Source organism: Alkalibacterium putridalgicola, assembly GCF_900109825.1.
In the GTDB taxonomy this organism is placed as follows: domain Bacteria; phylum Bacillota; class Bacilli; order Lactobacillales; family Carnobacteriaceae_A; genus Alkalibacterium; species Alkalibacterium putridalgicola.
In genome coordinates, this window is sequence record NZ_FOBL01000010.1 from 43156 (window position 1) to 67132 (window position 23977).

Sequence of the window (23977 nt, forward strand, 5' to 3'; positions counted from 1 at the left end):
CTGAAAGAGGGATTATATGGACGATTGTATTTTCTGCAAAATCATTGAAGGAGACATCCCTTCCCGTAAAATATATGAAGATGAAGATGTTATTGCGATTCTGGATATGTCTCAAGTCACCAAAGGTCATACACTGGTCATATCTAAAGAGCACGTCAGGAATATCCTGGACTACTCAGATGAACTGGCAGCTCGTGTTTTTTCAAAAGTACCCAAAATAGCCAGAGCAGTAAAATCCTTTGATCCGGACTGCAAGGGACTGAATGTGCTGATGAACAATGAAGAGATAGCCAGTCAGAGTGTTTTTCACAGTCATGTCCACTTACTGCCGAGATACGATGAGACTGATGGTTTTGGTTTGAAATGGGAAACCCATACGAATGATTATTCAGACGAAGACCTGGATCAAATCATGCACGCCATCAAAAAAGAATTGAACTGAAAGAGGAGGATTTAAATGAAACATTTCATATTAGGAAGTTTATCCGGTTTAGTCGCCGGGGGAATCTACGGATTGATCAAAACACCACGCTCGGGAAAAGAAAACCAGCAGGCGCTGAGAAATTATGCAGATGAAACATCAGACCACCTGCAGGATGTCTCGGATAAAGTGAGTGATTTAAAAGATTCCATCAACCAGTTAAAAGCTGAAGTATCATTCGTTCAAAATGATGTCATGGATGAAATGACACTCATTGCCAAAGAATTCCAGCATGAAGCTGAACCTCGTTTACGCAGGATTCAGGAAAAAACAAAAAAAATACAGACAGAAGCTCAGGAAACGACAGACAATATCAACTACTGACAATTAACTATGGTCATAAAAAACACCTTTTCACTTTCAGCAGTTTACTCAAGCTGAAAGGTGAAAAGGTGTTTTACGTTTGTTACGCTACTTCATTTATTACTCTGCGTCTTCTGTGTCTTCTTCCGATGTTTCTGTGTCTTCTTCCGATGTTTCTGTATCTTCTGCAGGTTCTTCATCTTCTTCTATAGCTGCATCCGGTGATTCTTCAGCGGGTTCTTCCACTTCAGGCATTTGCATGAACTGCTGCATAGCGCCTGATAATTCGTCGTCAGCAATCTGGACATTAGCATCCTGAACGACTTGGCTGATAGCCTGCTGGACCATTTCCTGATCCTGCATATAGCCTTCGATGATCATTGTTTCGATATTTTCACGTTCTTCTTCAAGTGTACCTTTCTCCCCTTCTTCTACCATTTTAATAATATGGTAACCGAATTGAGATTTCACTGGTTCTTGAGTGATTTCGCCTTCTTCAAGCTTTAATGCTGCTTCTTCAAATTCTGGAACAAAACGTCCAGGTTCAAGTGGTAATTCGCCACCGGCTTCAACTGTACCTGTATCGGTTGAGTATTCAGCTACGAGTTCACCAAAATCAGCGCCCTCATTCAATTGATCGATGATATCTTTAGCCAGTTCTTCTTCTTCGACAAGAATATGAGCAACTGTAGAATTAACAACATACTCGTCATATGCAGCCTGAACATCCTCTTCGGTCATTTCAGTATGCTGCATGATTGCTTCTTCCACATACAATGACGTGCGTATGTTCTCTTTTACATCATCAGCAGACATGCCTTGTTGAGTCAACATTTCTTCAAAAGCCTCAACGCCGCCATACTGTTCTGCTTCTTCTTCAAACGCTGCATCTACTTCTTCATCTGTGACATCTTCTTTAAATTCATTTTCAAGGATATCTTCTAAAAGAATTTGCTGAAGCATTTGCTCGCCGTATGTCATGCCGCCTTGGGTAGGTTCGCTTTTCATACGTTCATATAATTCACTTTCACGAACTCTTCCAGCTTCAGTTGATGCAACTTCTTCGCCTTCACTATTTGCGCAGCTTGCCAGCAATAAGCCTGAACAAGCCATAGCGCCTACTAACCATTTTTTCATACTAACTCATACACATCCTATTATATTCTTTTATTTCCTCTTATTAACGGATTAACAAGCGGTACCTAGATAAATATACCATAGGTCATTTAAAAATGAAAACGTATAAATCAAACTTTTGATTTTTTCATTAACAATTCATAAATCCTTCTTTTTTTATTTAGAATCTGAAGCTGGATTTATATACGTTTTCTTGTAGAATGAACGGTTATTCATTGCCCAGACGCGCTCTGAAAACTCACCTGGTTCTGTTTTTCTGAGAGCCGAAGAAATCATGTTCATTTTTGCATCGATCTGATCGATATAATGGATCATTTCTGCTTCAGGTATGAGTGGTCGTACGGGTGATCCATACTCCAGTTCCCCGTGATGGGCAAGGACTGTATGTTTCAGGAGCAGGACATCCTCGTGATCCTCATCGATTTTCAGTTCTCTGCATGCTCTGACAATGTCTTCATTGATCATCACGATATGTCCGATCAGTTTCCCTTCCAGAGTATAGTCAGTAGCCGTTGGACCACTGAGTTCGACTACTTTACCTACATCATGCAGGATGACCCCAGAAAACAGCAGTGAAACATCCAAGTCGGTGTAGATTTCGGAAAGTGAACGCGCGATACGCAGCATACTGACTGTGTGATATGCCAGTCCGCCCATAAAGGCATGATGATTGGTCTTGGCTGCCGGGCTCTGAAAAAAATCATGCTGATACTTTTTCATGATGAAACGAACGATACGATTCATATTGGCATTTGTGATATCAAAGAGAGCATGATTGAACTCTTCCACCATTTTATCTTTGTTGATCGGTGCCCGTTCGACGTAGAGTTCTGGATTGTTCGGTTCATCTTCTTTGGCAGGACGGATGGCATTGATGCGGATCTGAGGATTCCCTTTATATTCTTCACGTTTGCCTTCAAGTCTTATGACCGTCCCCGGCTTGAATTTTTCAATATCTTCAGGGGTGACATCCCAGTAATTGGCACTTATTTCACCGCTTGTATCCTGAAATGTAAAAGACAAATAAGGTTTATTGGTACGTGTTATTTTCTCGTCTGCTGATTTTATGAGCACATACAAATTGACTTGATCATCTTTTTGATAATCATAAATTTTCTTCATGGATCATCTCTCCTTTTCCAGCTTGTTTTGTTAAGTATACGCACTTATCTTCCTCGATGAAAGCCTGTATTCGAGAATCAAAAGAAAAGTAGATGACTTGAACGTCAGGATCAAATTCACTAAGGAGCTGATACATTTTTCTGACACGCTCATCATCAAGGTTGACAAAAGGATCATCGATCAATACAGGAAATCGTATGCTTTCTTTAGTCGCTTTTATAAAAGCCAGTCTCATCGAAATATACAGCGGTTCGACTGTTCCTCTGGATAAATCGTCGCTTCGCCATCTGCTGCCGAATCGGTCGATGATATACAGTACGTCATCCTCAAAAAACAATTTCTGATACCTGCCATTTGTCAAAAAACTGAAAAAGGATTCAGCAACTGAGAGTGCCTGAGGCAGTTTATCTTCTTTAGCATAATGCAGAGTTTTTTCGATGATCCCTGCTGCCGTTTTCAGTGATGACCATTTAGTTACCACTTCCTGATAATAGCTCTTTTCGTTTTCAAATTCCTGAAGAAGTTCAGTATATACTCCGCCATCTTCTAGCCGTCTGATCTTCATTTCATCCGTCATGATTTCTTTCATGCATTCTTTCTGTCGTTCACTTAATTTCTGATGCTGTTCGTTTAATTCATTCATATTTTTATTCACATCATTCAGTTTATATTGAATAGTTTCCTCGCCGTCTTTAACAGGGACTTTCGCTGACAATACAGACAACCTGGCTTCTTTTCCCTGTTTTTCTTTCTGTGTAGCGTAGAGTCTGTATACGTCTTCTTCGTTTACACTACTCAGCGAATCAATAAACTGCCGCTTGGTCTTTTTCAGTTCATTCAACTTCTGTACATAATAATTGATTTCATGCTGAACTGCTTCTGTCTGTTTGATGTACTCCTTCATTCCGCGCTGTTCTCTCTTTATCTCTCTAAAAATACTCCGCATTTCTTTGAATTTTTCAAGAACATTTCCAGACAGGAACTTACGGGCAAAGGCTTCTTCAAAAGCATCCAGTTGTGTCTTCAGTCTAGTTTCAATGTCGTCAGTCTGCTGTTGTAATGCAGATTTTCTTTTTTCAAGTTCTCTGAGTTTCTGATAAACAGTCCACTTGTCCTCGACGTCATCAAGAGCGACTTTCACTGAAAATGAATGGTTCAGTTTCCATTGGTTAAAGTCCTCTTCGATCGATGCTTGTGTCGTTTTTATGTTATCAAGTTCCTTGACGATATCTTCCTGTTTTGACTGATAATCATCATTCATGGCAAGAAGCTCTTTCCACTGATCACGCAAGTTTCTCTGCTGATAAAACAGATCCCGCTGATTATCAGAAGTGCTTTTTGAGGCTGTATTTTTTGTTCGAAAACCGGTATAAAAGGCTATTATGAGCACAAGTAATGAAGTCCCCAGACCTACCATCACATCTACTGTGATCAAATAGGCACTCAAAAGAAGAGCAGCTGAAAATACCGCCATTACAGGAAAATTAGTATTCTTCTCTTCTTTCTTAAGCTCCGAATCCTCTTCCATTGCATCGAGGGAATTGAATTCTGAAAGAGACATTAGTTTTGGTTCGATTTTATCCATCATATCATTATTTATGTTGATTCGATGCATGAGGTTTCGTTTGTCTTCCTCAAGCGCCAGGCGTTTCTTTTCCAGTTCCTTCCTCCGATTGCGAGTACTGTTCAGATAACTGATACCCGACTGTTCCAGTGCAGGTGGAATCTCGTCCGCAAGAGAGATATCTTCTCGGATTTTGATTTCAGTTATCATCTGTTCGAGATTTGATAAATCTTTCCTTTTCAGCTGCAGCGCCTGTACACTATCTTCCCAGCGATCCAGTTCTTTTTCGAACTGGCTTAATTCCTCTTCATTCTGCTGATACAGGATAAGTTCTTTAGACGGTTTGTATTGATGCTGCAAGGTTTTCTGTTTATCCTGCAGTTCATTGATTTTCTGCTGATATGTTTCGACTTCACTGTTTGTCTGCTTCAACTGATAAAGTCCATCTTCGGGCAGATCTGGATCCGGCATCTTTTTCAACTGATTTTTGAGCAAATCGATTTCCTCTAAGGTCTCTTTATACTTCGATAGCTCATTCAAGTGGTTCAGTTCATCCAGGGTACTGGCCAGTTCCTTTTCTATTTCTTTCATCGTTTCCTGTTTAGATAAGTGAGACTTTATCAGATTGATATAGGATTCATTCTTCTCTTTAGCTTTTTCTACTCCACGCTGCTTTTCTTTCAATTTCAGTTGCAGCTGATTGATTTCAGGTTTTCTTCCCATCGGCTTAAATAATTTTCCCGCCTGGACATGATAATGGTCCGCCTGCTTTAAGTATTTCTCATGGCCGAGTGCTCCAATACTCAAGAAAAAGCGATTCAACTGTTCTTTGCTTAAATCCTGAACATTTTCGATACCTTTCAGGTCAAATGAATAAATGTTTTCATAAAAAGAGCGGGACTTGCTGTAAAAGAGCATGGCTAACATTGCCTCATCACCGGTCGTCCCGTCCTCAAGCGTTACAGTGACATCCCCGGTCACTTTTCCAGAAACACGTTCAATGCTGACTTCCCCAAACCGTTCATCCTGGATGATTATTTTACCACCGTAACGGCTGCTTTCTTTTGGTTCGTAACGCTTGGCGGAGCTGTGCCGCGTGGGAAAGCCAAAAAACATACTATGGATGAATGACATCAATGTCGATTTCCCTGCTTCATTTTCTCCCATGAACAAATGAAAAGGAGCTTGTATATCAAACTCAGTATCGATCCATTTGCCATAGCCATAAATAATCAATTTCTTAATTATCATAACTGATCTCGTCTCCTAAATCCTGCACCAGTAACTGCTTGGCTGCATCAATGCTGTCATTTTTTATTTTTTCCTGATCATCATCAACATACCTGGCATAAGCATGCTGAGAAAACAGCTCCTGAGTCATTTCCTGAAACGTTTCGTCTTTGCTGACATCACTCACAGCCTTTTCCCAAGCGGAGGGAAAGGAACTTTCAAGCGAAAGCACCTGTTGATCAGTATTATTCACTTTGATTCGGGCTGAAACGATATAAACGAATGCTGACGGGCCGATTTTTTGGAAAACCTGATAAAAAGCTTCATCTTCCAACTTCTGAATAACTGTCTGCGGAGTATCTGGTGAAATTGACAGATTAAGACTGATCAGCGAATTGGTTAACTCTTCATTAGCCAGACCTTCTTTTATTTCATCAAAAATCCCGTTCATAGATTCATGAGAGGTGACATCCAGATCCACTGTCTGCCATCTGATATCTGCAGTTGGGATAAACGTCACGTCTTCATGAGATTTTGTCAGTTCCACGAGCAGACATCCTTTTTCACCGGCTTCATTTTTGTGTCTCCCTTGAGTATTTCCGCTGTAATAGACAAGCGGATCCTGTGAGAGCTGCTGTCGTTTGTGGATATGCCCCAGTGCCCAGTAGTCATAATTCTTTTCCTTAAGCTCTGACAAGCTAAAGGGAGCATACCGTGCATGTTCTGCGGCCTGACCTTCCATGAAGCCATGAAGCATTCCTATATGGAAATCGCATTTTACATTCCTGGATGGATAGTCGCTGATTTTTCTTTCTTCTATCCAGTTCCGGTCATAACTGAAGCCACTGACTGCCACATTTTCATGACTCGCTGTCTCCAGTATCTTCGTTTCGACTTCCGGACCGAACACAACGACATTCTCCGGCAGCGCAAGGTGTAGTTCATCATTGGTCAAAAAATCATGATTACCATGTATGAGAAAAACACTGATATCAGCTTCATTCAAACGGTCCAGTTCCTTTCTCAGGTGGACCTGTGCACGGATACTACGGTCTTCTATGTCGTAAATATCACCTGCAAGCAGAACAAAGTCGACGTGATGGGAAAGGGCTGCATCGACAATATTTCTTAGTGATTCAAATGTCGATGCTTTAATTTTGTTGAAAAGCTCTTCTGGTATGTTTATTAATCCTTTGAAAGGACTGTCTAAATGTAAATCAGCTGCATGTATGTATCGAACCATTTTCATCCATCCTTTTTCGGGCACGTATGTTCTTTATAGTTTTCAGGAAAAGGACTCACTCCACGAGTAAGTCCTTTCTAAAAACTCTTATTGATACAATTCTCTGACAGGTTTCAGAACTGTCTGATTGATATCATCGATCATTTGTCCAACACTTTTTTCAGCTTCGAGCAAGTTAGTGATCAGTTCGTTCTCACCGATCTTATTTGAAACTTCCTGTGCCTGTTGAGCTTCTTCTTCAGTGATTTCCTGACCACTCATTTGTTTCTGTTGAATCAGTTGCTGAACTTGTCTGAACTCATTGAATACCTGATTTGCTTCTTCATCTTCTTTTACAGCTTTGAATGCTGCATCAAGTTTTTGAAATTCATCAGTTTTTCTTAAATCTTGTTCCAATTGGTTAGCCGTGTCATAAATATTTACGGACATACTATCATCCCTTCAGTTTTCGTTCCTATACGAACGTTTTTTCTTCCTTTACAAGTGTATCATGAATAGAAAACAGATACCAGAAAAGATTCATTTTCGCTTTACCTACTCGTTTTGTGTTCTGTTTCTGAATCGTTCGAACAGCTCGCTGGTTTTATCTTTAAAGAGAGAGGCTCCCTCTTTTATTATTTCCCCAGCTTCTTCCATTCCGCCGGTGAACTGTTCAAAAATGGTTGAATCCTGTTCTTGCTGATAGCCTTCACCAGCCTCTTCAACTAAGAAAGTGGACTGTTCAGTGTGAGGAAGGATCCCTTCCATTTGAGCCTTTAACACCATACCGATACCTTGTGAACTATAAGTAGTCAGATGGTAGGCATTGCGGTCATAACCCGTCCAGCTTGCCAGCACGATATCAGGTGTATAGCCGACGATCCATTGATCATTGGAACCGACACCGGTTGCTGTCTGGGTAGTTCCAGTTTTGCCGGCAACTTTAAAGCCATCAGGCTGATTATTTCTTGCTGTACCTGATTCAAAGACACTCAACAGCATACTGTTCATTTCACTGGTCACATCCTTGGACAGGACACGTGTCATATTTGCTTCTGTATTGTCTACGATGATAGCCCCGGTAGCATCCACGATTTTTGTAATGAAACGCGGTTCGGCTCGCAGTCCGTCATTCGAAAAGACACTGTAGGCACTTGCGATCTCCAGTGGAGAAACGCCTTTATGCCATCCGCCGCCTAACGCAAGGGTACCAAGGGTCCGTTCCCCTTCTTCAACATCGATACCGAATCGTTCCAGTTTTCTGACACTTTTATCGATGCCTATTTCATTGAGCAGCCAGACTGTCGGTGCGTTCAAACTTCTGGATAAGGCATTATACATTGGGACTTCTCCCTCATATGTTCCAGATAGATTCGTAGGGGTATACTCTGTTTCTCCATATGACAGTTCTTCATCTACCAGCATGGAATAGGGATCATACCCTTCTTCCAGAGCAGGAGCATAAACACCAAGCGGCTTGATGACAGATCCTGGCTGCCTGTAACTCTGTGTCGCTCTGTTCAGACCTCTAAACGTGTACTCGCCACGCCCGCCAACAACAGCTGTCACCCCTCCCGTTTTCGGGTTCAATGCTATGGAGGCGCTTTGTGCTATCGTGCCATCTGGAGCCGTCTCAAACAGGCGGTTATTTTCATAGACAGCATCCATCTGCTGCTGATGTGTCTGATTGAGTGAAGTGTAGATCGTATAACCATTGTTCAGCAGATCTTCTTCTTCGATTCCATAGTCATTACTGGCTTCATTGATCACCGCATCAAAATAATACGGGTAACGGTAATTATCCTGCCTGTTATAGCCGTCTGACAAATCCAGCTCTGTTTTCTGATAAGCCAGTTTTTCCTCTGTGGTTATAACTTCTGTATCTTCCATTAATTTCAGAACGACATTTCGCCGTTCGATCGCCCGTTCATAGTCATCGATCGGGTTATAGTGACTCGGCGCTTTCAGCATAGCTGCTAGAGAAGCGGCTTCCGGAACCGTCACTTCATCAGCCGATTTCCCAAAATATTTAAGCGAGGCATCTTCCACGCCCCAAACGCCATTTCCGAAGTAGGCATTGTTCAAATACATTTCAAGGATATAATCCTTGTTGTAATTCTTTTCTATTTCGATGGCTAGGAAAAGTTCTTTCAGTTTCCTCATGATCGTCTGGTCAGCTGATAAATAAGCATTTTTTGCCAGCTGCTGCGTAATGGTACTCCCGCCACCGACGATTCTACCTCGGTTGACCACATAGCCTATTGCTGCCCGACCCAGACCGATAGGATCGAATCCTCTATGTTGACGGAATCGCTGATCCTCAGTAGCAATGACGGCATCGGTTATATTTTTCGATATTTCATCGATTTCACTATATGTTCCTTTTTGTGCATAAAGCTGTCCCGCTTCTTCTCCCGAGTCATCAATGACCGTTGTGGGCTGAGCCAGACCGGCGTGCAGAGAATCCACATCTGCCGCTTCTGCCAGGATGGCTAAATAAACACTAAATACTAAGGCTACTGTCAATCCGAAAAGCATCAGCAATTTAGTCATATGCAGCTTTTTCCACTTTCTTCTTAAAAGAAGGAACATGCGCTGGAGTCCTGGTGATACGTATGCATGGACTCGACTGAAACCTTTTTTAACCCTGTTCTTCATTTCATTTTTAGTCATAATAATCCCTCTATAGCTTTTATCATCTCTTATCTCAAGGTTACCATATTCACCGCATTAGTCTATCAGACCTTAGGATGATAAATGATGCGATCGATCAAACACTTTCCCTGAGCTCTTTTAGAATATCTTCTATTTCACCCATATCTTCCGCATGGGCACCGCTTGCCAGAGGATGGCCTCCACCGCGATGCTGTGAGGCTACGGTATTGATCACTGGTCCTTTAGATCTTAAGCGGGCGCGGAAAGCTCCTTCTGGCTGTTCCACGAATACAGCCCATATTTTAACACCTGCGATTTTTCCAAGAAAAGGCACGATCGGATGTGTATCTCCATCTTCATTTCCAAGTGACTTCAATATATCCTGTGTGAGAATGATATGTCCTACGCCATCTTCAGACAAGGTGAAATTTTCTAGAGCATACCCCATCAGTTTACTCGTATGCGGCTGGATCTCGTTCATTTTATTGTTCAATTCTGTATGTGAGAAATCAAACGTCATCAGTTCACTGGCTACCTTCATCGTATAAGGCGATGTCCCGTCATATAGGAAACGGTTCGTATCGCCGACGATCCCTCCATAAAGAAGGCGTGCCGCTTTACTGGTCATCGTTATTTCATCCGGGAATGTCAGCCATAAGTCGGCGATCATTTCACTGCAGCTGCTTGCTTGTGTGTTGACCCATTCGACTTCTCCATAAGGATCATCGAGCGGATGATGATCGATTTTGATCCACTGTTTGGCCAGTTTATAATGATCACCATCAATACGCTTTATGTTCGCTGTATCCGTTACAATGACCAGTGCCTCATCGTAAAGGTCCTGTTCGACATAATCCATTGTATCCAGATAATTCAAGTCATCCACTGAAGCTCCAGCAGCATAGACTGTTTTTTCAGGAAAATTGGCTTTTATGAGTTCCTTTAGTCCACATTGAGAACCAATAGCATCCGGATCAGGTCTGACATGCCGATGAATGATGATCGTATCCCATTTTTTTATGATATCCCAGACCGCTTTCTTCAGATCGAGATCCTGTAAATTCTCAGATTTCAATTTCATAGATATTGCTCCTTTTTCCTGCTATTTTTTTTGGATAAGCTGACATACGACCAGTGCTTTGGCCGCCAGTACTTTTTCTGAATAAACCTGCACATCCAATCGTGCTGAACGCCTGTTTTCATCAAATACAAGAGGTTTGATCGTCAGCGCGTTCCCTAAGTGTATCATATTGAAATAATGCAGGTTCATCTGTTCAACAACCAGATTTTTCTTTTTTAATTTTGATAAGTAATTGTACACAGACTCCGTGATCACTTCACTCAATACCCCGAAAGATATAGTTCCCATGCTATCTGTCGATTGTGGGGTGACTTGAAAAACATAACTTTCGTCATCCGATTCTTTGATCATCTGATTGATCTGATCGGCAATAGTATCACCAGACTGGGGCTGTTTCTGAACAGACTGCATGGCTTTCATGATATCCTGACGAGATATGACACCGACCAGTGTCATATCATCCGACACGACCGGCATGACCTCTAAACCGTCCCATATCATTGTATGCGCAACGGAAGCTACGCTCATATGTTTTTTTGCATAAGCCGGATTTCTTGTCATCACTTTCTCTATCTGAACAGAATCATCCTGTCCAACAACATCTTTCGCAGTGACAATGCCTGCCAGTCTCATATCCGGAAGTACCACAGGGAATCTGGAATGGGTGCTTTCCTGATTGAGCATGCGATACGTATAGACAGTGTTTTCTTTTTTCAGGTACTGCGTTCGTTCAAGGGGAGTGTATATATTGTGTATACGTAGTATTTCCTTTTTTATTAACTGATCCGTCATTGCCCGATTGATCATTGTTCCAACAGTAAAGGTATCATACGACGTACTGATCAGCGGCAGTTCTTTTTGATTTGCCAGCTGGATAACATGCTCACTCGGCTTGAATCCTCCAGTGATCAACACAGCTGCGCCGTGAAGTAATGAGAGTTCCTGAGCTTCGTCCCGGTTCCCGATGATCATCAGTGATTCCCCAGAGATATAGCGAAGCATCGCTTCTTCCGTCATGGCTCCAATGACAAATTTAGCCAATGTTTTTCTCAGTCCCCGAAAGCCGCCGTGAACCTCGCCATCAATGATTTTCACGATTTCTTCGTAAGTCAGATTCTCGATATTCTCACTATTTTTTGATTCGATCCGAACGGTCCCGACGCGTTCGATCGTTGAAACCAGGCCGAGATTGTCAGCTTCTTTGATCGCACGGTAGGCTGTCCCTTCACTGACATTCAATTCTTTAGCGATCAGACGTACAGATAATTTTTCGCCGACCGGGAGTGCTTCAATAAATGTTAAGATCTGCTCATGCTTAGTTTTCATTTTTAATCAGTATTCCTTTCATCAGGAAATTTTTGCCATAAAGGCAAGGGGATATTTTCAAAGACAACGGAGTCTAAACCAGTAACCGTTATTCCCAGGAGCCTAACACTCAAGTCCAGGCTTTCCTCTTCCCAGATGGAGACGGCGATCTGAAACAACTCCTCTTCATCATCAATATAATCAGGAAAAGTCCGCCGTCTGGTATAGGTCTGAAAATCTTCATAACGAATCTTCAGGACCACGGTTTTCCCATGTTTCTGCTTTTTACTCATATTCCTCATTACTTTAGCTGATAACTCTCTTAAAGCACCTATGACTTCATTTTCAGAAATCAGATTATGAGCAAAGGTCGATTCTTTACCTATGGACTTAGGTTCGCGGTCATTTTTCACTTCACTGTTGTCGATGCCTCTCACTTTTCTGTAGAGGGAATGTCCCATTTTCCCGAAATGCCTGACCAGCTCAAGTTCTTCTTTATCAAACAGATCCTGCCCGTTGTAAATACCTATGGCATGCATTTTTTCTACAGACTTCTCTCCGACACCATGGTATTTCTCAATGGGGAGATGAACCAGAAAATCATGCGCTTTATCCGGTGGAATCACCGTGATCCCGTTCGGTTTGTTGTAATCGGAGGCCAGCTTAGCCAGGAATTTATTATAAGAGACCCCGGCCGAACAGGTTAAGTTCAGTTCGGAGTGGATCTCTTTTCTTATCCTCTCCGCAATAAGCGTCGCACTTTTCTGATCGATACGATTAGTCGTTACATCCAGATAGGCCTCATCCAGGGATAGAGGCTGTATTTTATCTGTATAGCGCCTGAAAATCTGATGCATCTTGCTGGATGCTTCTCTGTACAAGTCAAAGTTAGGGGGAACAAACAGCGCTTTCGGACACAATTCGAAGGCTTTCTGTGCACTCATTGCAGAATGGATACCGTATTTTCGCGCTTCATAATTGGCTGTGGTCACCACTCCCCTTCCGCCAGTATCCTTAGGATGTCTGGCTATGACCACAGGTTTGTTTTTCAGAGAAGGGTCTTCCCTTATTTCTACTGAAGCATAAAAGGCATCCATGTCGATATGAATGATTTTTCGCGATGTATCTTTTTTTGGTTCATCGAATGTCAGGATGCCATAGCGCATTGTTCTCCCTCCCTGCCTTACTGCTTACACGTATTATACTAAAAATTTGTCGAAATAACGAACCTCTCAAAGGAATGACCCGTTGATTTTTATCTGATATAAGAAAAAACAAGCAGAGTCATAAACGCTCTACTTGTTCTTGTTTAGTTATTAGCTTAACAAATCATCGAATTCCATCTCATCAAGGGATGAGACACTATATACTTGAGCTTTAAGTGACGCATAATTAAAGTAATCATTAGCATTAATAGACATAATATCATTAACTTCCTGGTAATATCTCTCACGCTTATGATGTTTCCACATGAAACAAAGGCAGTATTCCCATAAGTCATCGAGACTGACCTGATCGTATCCATGCTTTTTGAATTCATTTAATTTCTGATTTAACCACACATCATATCGGGAAAAATCTTTGGATGTCATGTCCAAGAATTTACCTCCTTCACTTAATAGAAAAGGGAGTAAAACACGTGTCCCTCGATCTATTCGCCGTCAACTGAGTCTTCTGGAGTATTTGTTCCCAGCTCTTCAGTTTGTGTTGCCGTTGCGGTTTCTCCTTTTGTAACGATTCGTGCAATGGCACGACGTTCAAATGTCAGGTAGATCCCTTCGCAGTCGATCACGACTGTATTGTTTGCTTCAACGACTTCATCAACGATCCCGTGCAGGCCACCGATAGTGACGACTGAGTCACCTTTTTTAAGAGAACTCAACATGTTTTGCGTTTCTTTTGCTTTCTTCTGTTGCGGTCTGATCATCAGTAAATACATCAACCCCATAATAACGATAAAGGGCAGCATTGCTCCTATTAGTTCCATTTAAACATTCCTCCGTTAATTTGTTGATTTATATTCGTCAGTCTTAAACTGCGTACAGATTAATCTGTTTGATTAATGTGTCATTACTTACCTTAGCAAATTTCCATATGAATTACTAGGACAAATAGTAAACTTTAGAAGTTTTTCGCATTTGGCTCATTATATCCATATTCTTCAAAAAACTGTTCTTTAAATTCAAGCAAGTTATCTTCACGGATAGCCTGACGCACATTTTTCATTAAATTAAGCAGGAAGTATAGGTTATGGTAGCTTGTCAGTCTCAAGCCAAATGTCTCATTGGACTTGATCAAGTGTCTCAAATAAGCCCGTGAATAGTTACGGCAAGTATAGCAGTCGCACTTTTCATCCAAAGGTCTGAAGTCTCTGGCATATGCGGCATTCTTAACAACTAAACGGCCTTTGCTCGTCATCGTTGTCCCGTTTCTCGCAATACGCGTAGGCAGGACACAGTCGAACATGTCCACACCGCGCATGACCCCTTCGATCAGGGCATCTGGCGTACCGACACCCATCAGATAACGCGGTTTGTCTTCAGGCAGCAGAGGCGTTGTAAAGTCCAACACTCGGTACATTTCTGATTTTGGTTCTCCCACTGACAGACCACCGATGGAATAGCCGGCAAAGTCCATACTCGTCAGATCCTTGGCTGACTGTCTTCTCAAATCTTCAAATCCTGCACCCTGGACGATACCGAATAGTCCCTGTGTGTCTCGATTCTTATGCGCTTCAAGTCCTCTTTCCGCCCATCTGGATGTTCGTTCCACAGATTTTTTCACGTAGTCGTAACTTTCATCATAAGGTGGGCATTCATCGAAGCTCATCATAATATCCGGTCCCAGCTGATTCTGTACATTGATCGCTTTTTCCGGTGATAAAAAGAGCTTGGATCCGTCGAGATGGCTTCTGAAGTGTACGCCTTCTTCTTTGATATCCCGCAGGTCTGAAAGGGAGAAAACCTGAAACCCGCCTGAATCGGTCAGGATACCCTTATCCCAATTCATGAATTTATGCAGACCCCCGGCTTCTTCCACGATATCAGCACCGGGACGCAGCCATAAATGATAGGTATTGCTCAATATGATCCCTGCACCCATTTCTTCCAGTTCTTCGGGCGCTATGGTCTTCACTGTAGCCAGTGTCCCTACTGGCATGAACATGGGCGTTTCAAACGTACCGTGGGGAGTCGTTATCGTCCCCAGACGCGCCCCCGTATGTTTTTCTTTTTTTTCTAACTTATATGTGACCGGATGATTACTCATTTACTATTCTCCTAATCCTCTTTATACTCTTTTTTCTTAACAAACATGGCATCCCCAAAACTGAAGAATCTGTATTTCTCCTTCACGGCATGGTTATATGCCTGCAGTACGAACTCTCTGCCGGCAAACGCGCTGACCAGCATGATCAGTGTGGATTTAGGCAGGTGGAAATTGGTCAGGAACCCATCCACGACGCTGAATTCATACCCTGGAGAGATAAAAATATCTGTCCAGCCGCTTGTTGCTTTCAATAGGCCGTCGTTCGCTTTGCCAATGGTTTCCAGTGTCCGTATGGATGTTGTCCCCACAGCGATGATACGTCCGCCGCTCTTTCTTGTTTCATTCAATTCTTCTGCTGCCTCTTCTGACAGCTGATAAAATTCTGCATGCATTTTATGTTCATCGATATTCTCAACACTCACAGGACGGAAAGTACCCAGTCCGACATGCAGCGTCAGAAAGACGATTTTAACATCTTTAGCTTTGATTTTATCGAGGATGGCTTCAGTAAAGTGCAAACCGGCAGTCGGAGCAGCAGCAGAACCGTTTTCTTTTGCATAAACGGTCTGATAACGTTCCTGGTTTTCCAGACGCTCTTTGATATACGGCGGTAAGGGCATTTCTCCTAAAGATTCCAGAGTTTCCAGAAAAATCCCTTCATAAGAAAACTCCACCATTCGTCCGCCATGTTCCAGTTCTTCAACAACGGTTCCTTTAAGTCTACCGTCTCCAAAAGAAATAACTGTCCCTTTTTTGGCTTTTTTTGCCGGTTTCATCAGTGTTTCCCATGTATCGCCTTCAGTATTTTTTAATAAAAGGACTTCGATGTGGGCATTCGTTTCTTCCTTCGTTCCATATAAACGTGCCGGCAGGACGCGTGTGTTGTTCATGACCAGTGCATCCCCGGGATTGAGTTCATCCACGATATCTTCGAACTGCTTATCTTCTATTTTTTTCGTTTCTGTAGTCAGTACCATCATTCGTGATGATGATCGATCTTCTAATGGTGTTTGAGCAATCAGCTCATCGGGTAATTGAAAATCAAAATCTTTTGTTGATAAGGTCATCCTGTTTCTCCTTTTATAAATTAATCTGTCATTAAATGTGCCAGTTCCAGATGTTCGTAGGCTTTAGCTGTAGCCATACGCCCTCTGGAGGTACGCTGGATAAAGCCTTCCTGAAGCAGATAAGGCTCCACCATATCTTCGATGGTATCGACCTCTTCTCCGATATTGGCTGAAAGAGTATTCAGTCCCACCGGCCCCCCATTATAAAGTTTAATAAGGGTGGACAGGAATTTCTGATCCACGATATCAAGTCCCTCATGATCCACTCGCAGGAGATCGAGGGCCAAAGCTGCGATCGGCTCCGTTACGACCCCTTCACCTTTGACTTCTGCATAGTCGCGGACACGCTTTAATAAACGGTTAGCGATCCGAGGGGTTCCTCTGGATCGGCGGGCTATTTCATACGCGCCTTTTGTGTTTATGTCTGTCTGGAGGACACTCGCCGACCGAAGGACGATATCCTTAAGCTCATCTTTATGATAGTACTCCATATGAGCCAGTATGCCGAAACGGTCTCTCAAAGGCGCAGAAAGCGAACCGGCTCGGGTCGTTGCACCTATCAATGTGAACGGCGGCAGCGGAAAGTGCACCGGATGTGCCGTGTCACCTTGACCGATAATGATGTCGACATAGAAATCTTCCATTGCAGAATACAACATTTCTTCGGCGATACGCGGCATGCGGTGTATTTCGTCTATGAAAAGAATGCCGCCTGGCTCCAGATCGTTGAGCAACGCAACTAAGTCGCCTGGCTTTTCGATAGCCGGACCGCTTGTTGTTCTTATATCGGCATCCATTTCGTTGGCAATGACCATAGCCATAGTTGTCTTACCCAACCCTGGCGGACCATAAAGAAGGACATGGTCCAGCGCTTCTTCTCGCAGTCTTGCTGCTTCGATATATATCGCTAGCTCTTTTTTTATTTTCCCCTGACCAAGGTAATCGGCCAGCGTCTGGGGTCTTAGCGACCGCTCGAGAGAGTATTCATTCTCATTCAGTAGCTGGTCAGAAGTGACGTGCTGATTTTCTTCCATATCTTTCTCCTTTTAAACGAGTAGGACAGCTTTACTTTTTCATCAGTTTGCTTAATGCTTCTCTTATATAGGCATCTGTCGTGAGCTCTGAATCTGTATCCAGCTGCTTGCGTACCTTTTTCACATCACGGCTGGTATAGCCTAGAACAAGCAGTGCTTCCATCGCTTCTTCAAAAGCTGCATTGCCGGAATCGTCCGTTCGCTCTACAGAGATGTGTGTCTTGGTTTCTGATGTATCGAATTCCGACAGTTTCCCTTTCAGATCCAGAACGATCTGAGCCGCTGTTTTCTTGCCGACGCCTGGAAATTTCGTTAGATAGGTTTTATTTTCGTCTTCGATCGCCTGGACGAAGCCGTTGTGATCTTCATTAGCTAAAATGGCCAGCGCAGATTTTGGACCGATCCCTGAAACGTTGATCAGTTTTAGAAAAAGGTTCTTTTCCTGAAGCGAAACGAACCCGAACAGATTCATGGCGTCCTGTTTCACGTCATGGTATATATAGAGTGTTTCTTCATTATTCAGCTTTTCAGAGTAACGGAAAGGGTTGGCCATCAGTATTTTATAACCGATATTGTTTGCTTCCAGAACAACATAACCCGGGTAAATATGCTCGATCGTTCCTTTTATGTATTCGTACATATCATTTCCTCATTCCACTTATAGTCAATCTATAATATTATAACATAAAAACATCTGTTCATTAAACAACTCTATGAACAGATGTTTCTATATTTCTAGTTTCTATTATTCAAATTCAGCTAAATATTCTTCATATCCTTTTTCTTTCAACTCAGATTTCGGAACGAATCTCATTGCCGCAGAGTTGATACAGTACCTCAGCCCGCCTTTATCTTGCGGTCCGTCCGTAAACACGTGTCCCAGATGAGAATCTGCTTCTTGACTCCTCACTTCTGTCCGTTCCATACCAAAAGTACGGTCTCTTTTTTCTTTCACTGTGCGTTTCTTTATAGGTTTTGTAAAAGATGGCCAGCCACATCCGGCATCATATTTATCGTTTGAGGAGAACAGCGGCTCTCCGCTAACGACATCGACATAAATGCCCTCTTCGAAAAATTCATCATATTCCCCTGTGCCTGGTCGTTCTGTCGCGTTGTTCTGAGTCACTTCATATTGAATCGGAGTGAGTTTTTCTTTCAACTTTTCTTTATCTTGAGATCCTGCCATAGTAATTCTCCTTACTTGTTGAATAGATCGCCTAAAGCGTCTTTTGCCTTATCGACAGCACTATTGCTGCCTGAGCTGTTTTTATTATCAGATGAACCGCCAAGAACGGAAGACAAGATATCTCCATAACCAGAACTTGATGACTGCTGCTTCACATTATCTGTCAAACCGCCAAGCAGCTGGGAAACACCTGAACCAGTTAGTGACTGGCTATTCGTGCTTCGTTTAGCCACCATGCTCAATGCCAGAGGTGCAAGCATGGACAAAACAGATTTGACTTTAGATGAATCTGTGCCTGTTTTTTCAGCTACGCGTTTTTCTACTTCCTGTTCATTGGATCCGAATGCCATGTTCAGCAGGCGGTTCCCTTCGTTTTCGTCCGTGTTCTGCAGCAGGTGGTTCAGATTGTCTGTGTCATCGTCAGCATGTCGTGATGCGGTGCTGGCCAGTTCCTCTGAGGCTTTGGAATCTTCAGAAGTTCGCTTGTTCAAGCCGTCCATGATCATTGGCAGTCCCATTTGTGCAATCTTCTGCACGGTCGATGTATCCGTGTTGGCTCTTTTCGCTACTGAATCTACACTATTCTGGTTTCCTAACTGGCTCATGATCATTGATACGATATCCATAGTTGATTCCCTCTTTCTTATAATTTGTCTAAACGCTCTACTATAATTGTAAGTGAACAGCAGGCGAAATAGCAATTAAATCAACTTTTTACAGATCAAATAAAGAGGACCCTCGTTTTAATGAGGATCCTGGATACGTTTAAACATTTTCTCCATATCATTCGTTGTGAAGTTCACTGTGACCGGTCTGCCGTGCGGACAGTTATACGGGTTTTTTGTGTGTCTCAGCTGCCTCAGCAGTTCTCTTGCTTCTTCATCAGACAAATGATGATTGGCTTTTATCGAACGTTTACAGCTCATCATGATCGCTGTCGCTTCTCGAAATTTATTCACAGTCAGCGTTGACTTTTCAAGGAAAAAGTCGATCATTTCTTTTATCGTCTCTTCGACTTGTCCAGCAGGCATCCACGTTGGATGATGCCTTATGATGAAACTGTTCTGACCAAAATCTTCAAGGAAAACGGAAGCTTCGGCCAGCTTGTCTTTATTCTCTCTGATCGTGATCGCTTCGTTGGAAGGATACTCGACGACTATCGGTATAAGCAGTTCCTGAAGTTCCGTTCCGGACTGATCGATGGTGTCTCTGTAATATTCGTACTTGATTCGTTCCTGAGCAGCGTGCTGGTCAATGATATACAAGCCTTCCTCATTTTGAGCAAATAAATAAGTCCCGTGCATCTGCCCGATATACTCTAAATCCGGGAACTGTTCAATTTGTCCATTGAAACTATTCACTTTCTCTACTGTCTTAAGTACCGGTTCTTCATGAGTGTCCGCTTTATTTTCAGAAGGGAACCTGTATGTCTGGCTACTCTCTTGACCAGTGTCTTCGTAACTTCTAGAAGCCGATTCATCTACAAAATGCTTAAATGCCTGAGGCGTTGAATCCGACTCTTCTTTATCAGGATCATCTTGTTGAGGGATGTCGGATTCACCAGCTGATGTCTGAGAAACAGCCGATGTGTCTTCGCGGTCGAAAGTGAGCCGTGTCTGTTCATCTTTCGGATACTGCACTGAACGGTTTGTGCGCTGAGTCAGATTGTCCAGCGCATTCGGTATCCTGACTTCCTGATCCATTCTCTTTTCTATGGCCGAACTGATCAGCTGTCCAAGTTCTTTCTCATTACTGATACGGATCTGCTGTTTGGTCGGATGCACATTGACATCCAAAAGCTGTGGATCGAGCGTGACATTGATGACCGCAATGGGATAACGTCCGATCATCAGCTTGGATCCAAAACCCTCCACGATGGCTTTATTTAAGATAAAGTTCTTGATATACCTTCCATTGATGATCACCGTGATATATTTGTTGTTGGACCGGGTGATTTCCGGCAGAGATACATATCCTGTCACGTCAAAATCAAAAGATGTTTCTTTAATTTCACGCATCTTTTTAGCGATACTCACCCCGTACACACCGGCGACAGCCTGTTTCAGATCACCATTTCCGACCGTCTTGATCATGGTATTTCCATCTGAAACCAGTCTGAAGGCGATTTCCGGATGGGAAAGAGCCAATCGATTGACGGTATCATTAATGTGAGCCAGCTCAGTCTGCAAAGTTTTGACATACTTCAGTCGGGCAGGGGTGTTGTAAAAGAGTTCTTCAACTTTGATATTGACCCCTTGCCTGGAAGAAGATGTCCCCTGATCAACGATCTCTCCGCCGTGAATGACGAGCTGAGCACCTGGTTTTCCTTCTTCAGCCGATTCGAGGGTGATTTTGGAAACCGAAGCAATACTTGGGAGGGCTTCCCCTCTAAAGCCCAGTGTGCGTATCCTGAACAGATCTTCATCTGAAATCAGTTTAGATGTCGCATGGCGTTCGAAAGCTGACACCACTTCTTCTGAAGGGATCCCTTCACCATCATCAATGACCTGAATACTTTTCAGTCCCGCTTCTTCAACAAACACCTCAATACGTGAACTACCGGCATCGATGGCGTTTTCCAGAAGTTCTTTCACGACCGAAGCCGGACGTTCGATCACTTCACCGGCCGCGATCTGATTGGCCAGTGTGGAAGACATGATTTGGATTTTAGCTGTCATTTTACTCAACCAACTTTCATTTCTATTCCTGATCCTTCAATTTCTGCTGCAGTTCACTTAAAATCTGTATGGCATCCAATGGCGTCGTTGCCAGGATATTCATTTTCTCAAGCTGTTCGATCACAGCTTTTTCGTTTTTATCCAGTGATCCGAATAAGCTCAGCTGTTCCTGAGACGATGCTTGCGTCTCCACCTCAGTCGTTTGTCCTACTTTTTCATCCTCAAATAAGTGTTCTTCCTTCATTTCCAGCTCGTTTAAGATATTCTCAGCCCGCTTGAGTAAAGGATGCGGCAAACCGGCCAGCTTGGCAACCTGTACACCGTAGCTTTTATCAGCCGGTCCTGGGAGCATTTGGTGAAGAAAAACAAGGTCTCCGTCTTCTTCTACTGCTCCGACATGAACATTCTTCAGTTTAGGCAACCGTTCATCTAAAACAGTCAGCTCATGGTAGTGGGTCGAAAACAGCGTTTTGGCTTTGATTTTGTCATGCACGTACTCGATGATTGCTTCTGCCAGAGCCATACCATCGTAGGTTGCAGTGCCTCGTCCGATCTCATCGAATAGAAGCAGACTTTTCGGTGTGGCATTAGCCAGCGCCTGGTTCGTTTCCGTCATTTCGACCATAAAGGTACTCTGGCCGCCGATGAGATCATCCATGGCACCTATGCGGGTATATAACCGGTCAAAAATCGGCAGCTGCGCTTTCTCTGCCGGTACAAAACAGCCCATCTGCGCCATGATTATGGTAAGGGCGAGCTGACGCATATAGGTGCTTTTACCTGACATATTCGGACCGGTGATCAAAAGAACAGATGTCTCGTCGATCAGTTCCACGTCATTAGGCACATAAGCCTGCTCTCCCATGACTTTTTCTACTACAGGATGTCTGCCTTTATAGATCGCCACATCCTGACTATCCAGCGAAAATGACGGTCTGACGTAATTGTACTCTTCACTCACGGTCGCAAAGCTCTGCAAGACATCGATATGTGCGATGACTTTTGCCAGCTGCTGAAGGCGGTCGATTTGATTCTTCACTTGATTTCTGACTTCAACGAAAAGCTCATACTCAAGATTTTTGGACTTTTCTTCCGCTTCCAGGATCAGCGATTCTTTTTCTTTTAGTTCAGGCGTGCTGTAACGCTCAGCATTCGTCAGAGTCTGCTTGCGTTCGTAGCGGCCTTCTTCCAATTTAGGTACATTCGCTTTAGAGACTTCGATATAATAGCCGAATACCTTATTGAAGCCGATTTTAAGATTCTTGATGCCTGTTGCTTTACGCTCGCGCTGTTCCAGTTCAGCCATCCACTGCTTCCCGTTGGTCATCGCTTCTTTATATTCATCCAGCTGCTGGTGGTAACCCTCCTTTATTATCTCGCCGTCTGTGGTCGACAGGGGCGGCTCATCCTCGATCGCCCGTTCGATCAATTCTCTGACGTCCTGGATCGGATCCAGCTGGTTTAAGTAAGCTGACCAGTCGCCTGAGTCATTGAGCAGTTCCACGATTTCTTTGATCAAAGGAATCTGTTCCAAGGAATGCTTCAGTTGCACAAGGTCTCTAGCATTCACAGTCCCAAAGGCTGTTCGACCGGCCAGCCGTTCCAGATCATACACTTTTTTCAGTATCTCTTTTAAATCGCTTCTTTCGAAAAAGTGATTCAGCAGACTTTCTACAAGATCCAGTCGTTCTTCGATATTGTTTTTCTGTATCAGCGGCTTGTCCAGCCAGGACTTCAGCATGCGTCCGCCCATAGCTGTTTTCGTTTCGTCGAGCAGCCACAGCAACGTCCCGTTCTTGCTCCCGTCTCTTAAAGATGCAGAAAGCTCCAGGTTCCTTCTTGCTTCCTGACCAAATATCAAAAACTGGCTGGTCTCATACTCTTCGATCTCCTGAAGGTGATCCAGTCGGCGCATCTGCGTATCAGAAAGATAAGAGAGCAGCAGATCGATGACAGGTTTCAGCTTTGAATGTTCAAACTTCTGTGTGAGATGAGACAGCTTGTGACGGACTGTTTCTTCCCCAGCATGTGAAATGGACATGTTCCATCTGTTCTTCAGCGATTCCTGCATTTCCAGAAATTTTCCCGGCAGAAAGATGACTTCTCTGCAGTTCAGGGAGGTAAGTTCGCTGATCGCTGCACCTGTTTCTCCTACGTGCGTGACTTTCATCTCTCCCGTCGTCAGATCTGCCAGTGCGATCCCGATCGTTTCATCCAGCTCCATGACAGCCGCGATATAATTATTTTCCTTCGCATCGACCGCTTTCGACTGCATGACCGTTCCCGGCGTCACGACCTGTACGACTTCCCGTTTGACCATCCCTTTGGTCGTTTTGGGATCTTCCACTTGTTCACAGATCGCTACTTTGTGTCCCATGTCTATCAGGGTATCGATGTAGCCTTTTGCCGAATGATGAGGCACCCCGCACATCGGGATCTGTTCATCGGCATTTTTATTACGGCTCGTCAAAGTCAGTTCCAGCAAGCGGGAAACTTCGACAGCATCTTCAAAAAATAATTCGTAAAAGTCACCTAAACGGTAAAATAAATAGGCATGCGGATATTGCTTTTTAATATCCAAATACTGCTGCATCATAGGTGTCTGCTTTGTTTTCTGAGGCACTTCTATCACTCTCTCATTGATT

General features: G+C 43.2%; 21 protein-coding genes. 2 read left to right on the plus strand and 19 right to left on the minus strand.

The genetic code is table 11. The annotated features are described in order from the left end of the window. Positions 1–16 precede the first annotated feature (16 nt). Positions 17–442: an HIT family protein gene (locus BMX84_RS04735; protein ID WP_091487672.1), complete on the plus strand. Its 426-nt coding sequence runs from the start codon at positions 17–19 to the stop codon at positions 440–442. 15 nt (positions 443–457) lie between these two features. After that, positions 458–805 carry a YtxH domain-containing protein gene (locus BMX84_RS04740; RefSeq protein ID WP_091487674.1) on the plus strand — a complete coding sequence of 116 codons (348 nt, stop codon included), beginning with the start codon at positions 458–460 and terminating at the stop codon, positions 803–805. A gap of 99 nt (positions 806–904) precedes the next feature. Here the strand turns inward: BMX84_RS04740 and BMX84_RS04745 are convergent, their stop codons facing one another. The 19 genes from BMX84_RS04745 to mutS form a co-directional block, all read right to left on the minus strand. Next, on the minus strand, positions 905–1921 hold the full coding sequence (locus BMX84_RS04745; protein WP_091487676.1) for a peptidylprolyl isomerase: 1017 nt from the start codon (positions 1919–1921) through the stop codon (positions 905–907). A gap of 156 nt (positions 1922–2077) precedes the next feature. Next, positions 2078–3043, minus strand: coding sequence for a 3'-5' exoribonuclease YhaM family protein (locus BMX84_RS04750; protein WP_091487677.1), 966 nt, complete (start codon positions 3041–3043; stop codon positions 2078–2080). Next, on the minus strand, positions 3027–5858 hold the full coding sequence (locus tag BMX84_RS04755) for an ATP-binding protein (RefSeq protein ID WP_091487679.1): 2832 nt from the start codon (positions 5856–5858) through the stop codon (positions 3027–3029). Before BMX84_RS04755 ends, BMX84_RS04750 begins: the two co-directional genes overlap by 17 nt. Next, a complete protein-coding gene (locus tag BMX84_RS04760; RefSeq protein ID WP_177165465.1) occupies positions 5848–7080 on the minus strand; it encodes a metallophosphoesterase family protein in 1233 nt (410 codons plus the stop codon). Before BMX84_RS04760 ends, BMX84_RS04755 begins: the two co-directional genes overlap by 11 nt. Before the next feature lie 87 nt (positions 7081–7167). After that, positions 7168–7509: a YlbF family regulator gene (locus BMX84_RS04765; protein ID WP_091487682.1), complete on the minus strand. Its 342-nt coding sequence runs from the start codon at positions 7507–7509 to the stop codon at positions 7168–7170. A gap of 105 nt (positions 7510–7614) precedes the next feature. Beyond that, positions 7615–9732: a PBP1A family penicillin-binding protein gene (locus BMX84_RS04770; protein ID WP_091487683.1), complete on the minus strand. Its 2118-nt coding sequence runs from the start codon at positions 9730–9732 to the stop codon at positions 7615–7617. Between the two features lie 97 nt (positions 9733–9829). Further along, on the minus strand, positions 9830–10795 hold the full coding sequence (locus BMX84_RS04775; RefSeq protein WP_091487685.1) for a DHH family phosphoesterase: 966 nt from the start codon (positions 10793–10795) through the stop codon (positions 9830–9832). A gap of 21 nt (positions 10796–10816) precedes the next feature. After that, positions 10817–12121, minus strand: a complete 1305-nt coding sequence (locus BMX84_RS04780; protein ID WP_091487687.1) for a DRTGG domain-containing protein — start codon at positions 12119–12121, stop codon at positions 10817–10819. Positions 12122–12123: 2 nt separating this feature from the next. Then, a complete protein-coding gene (gene dinB / locus BMX84_RS04785) occupies positions 12124–13266 on the minus strand; it encodes a DNA polymerase IV (protein ID WP_091487688.1) in 1143 nt (380 codons plus the stop codon). A 150-nt stretch (positions 13267–13416) separates the two neighbouring features. Continuing rightward, positions 13417–13692: a post-transcriptional regulator gene (locus BMX84_RS04790; protein WP_091487727.1), complete on the minus strand. Its 276-nt coding sequence runs from the start codon at positions 13690–13692 to the stop codon at positions 13417–13419. A gap of 59 nt (positions 13693–13751) precedes the next feature. Beyond that, positions 13752–14087 carry a preprotein translocase subunit YajC gene (yajC, locus tag BMX84_RS04795; protein ID WP_091487690.1) on the minus strand — a complete coding sequence of 112 codons (336 nt, stop codon included), beginning with the start codon at positions 14085–14087 and terminating at the stop codon, positions 13752–13754. Between the two features lie 134 nt (positions 14088–14221). Further along, positions 14222–15367, minus strand: a complete 1146-nt coding sequence (gene tgt, locus BMX84_RS04800; RefSeq protein ID WP_091487692.1) for a tRNA guanosine(34) transglycosylase Tgt — start codon at positions 15365–15367, stop codon at positions 14222–14224. A gap of 11 nt (positions 15368–15378) precedes the next feature. Next, positions 15379–16434, minus strand: a complete 1056-nt coding sequence (gene queA, locus BMX84_RS04805) for a tRNA preQ1(34) S-adenosylmethionine ribosyltransferase-isomerase QueA (protein WP_091487694.1) — start codon at positions 16432–16434, stop codon at positions 15379–15381. Between the two features lie 20 nt (positions 16435–16454). Beyond that, entirely contained in the window at positions 16455–17468 is a 1014-nt protein-coding gene (gene ruvB / locus BMX84_RS04810; protein WP_091487695.1) for a Holliday junction branch migration DNA helicase RuvB, read from the minus strand. A gap of 31 nt (positions 17469–17499) precedes the next feature. Then, the gene (ruvA, locus tag BMX84_RS04815; RefSeq protein WP_091487696.1) at positions 17500–18108 is read right to left on the minus strand and encodes a Holliday junction branch migration protein RuvA; all 609 of its coding nucleotides are present in this window, start codon (positions 18106–18108) and stop codon (positions 17500–17502) included. A gap of 105 nt (positions 18109–18213) precedes the next feature. Beyond that, complete coding sequence (gene msrB / locus BMX84_RS04820) at positions 18214–18654, minus strand: peptide-methionine (R)-S-oxide reductase MsrB (protein WP_091487698.1); 441 nt, start codon at positions 18652–18654, stop codon at positions 18214–18216. A gap of 11 nt (positions 18655–18665) precedes the next feature. Continuing rightward, positions 18666–19280, minus strand: coding sequence for a DUF937 domain-containing protein (locus BMX84_RS04825; RefSeq protein ID WP_091487700.1), 615 nt, complete (start codon positions 19278–19280; stop codon positions 18666–18668). A 117-nt stretch (positions 19281–19397) separates the two neighbouring features. After that, positions 19398–21332, minus strand: a complete 1935-nt coding sequence (gene mutL, locus BMX84_RS04830) for a DNA mismatch repair endonuclease MutL (RefSeq protein WP_091487701.1) — start codon at positions 21330–21332, stop codon at positions 19398–19400. 22 nt (positions 21333–21354) lie between these two features. Beyond that, positions 21355–23955, minus strand: coding sequence for a DNA mismatch repair protein MutS (gene mutS / locus BMX84_RS04835; protein WP_091487703.1), 2601 nt, complete (start codon positions 23953–23955; stop codon positions 21355–21357). Between the last annotated feature and the right edge of the window lie 22 nt (positions 23956–23977).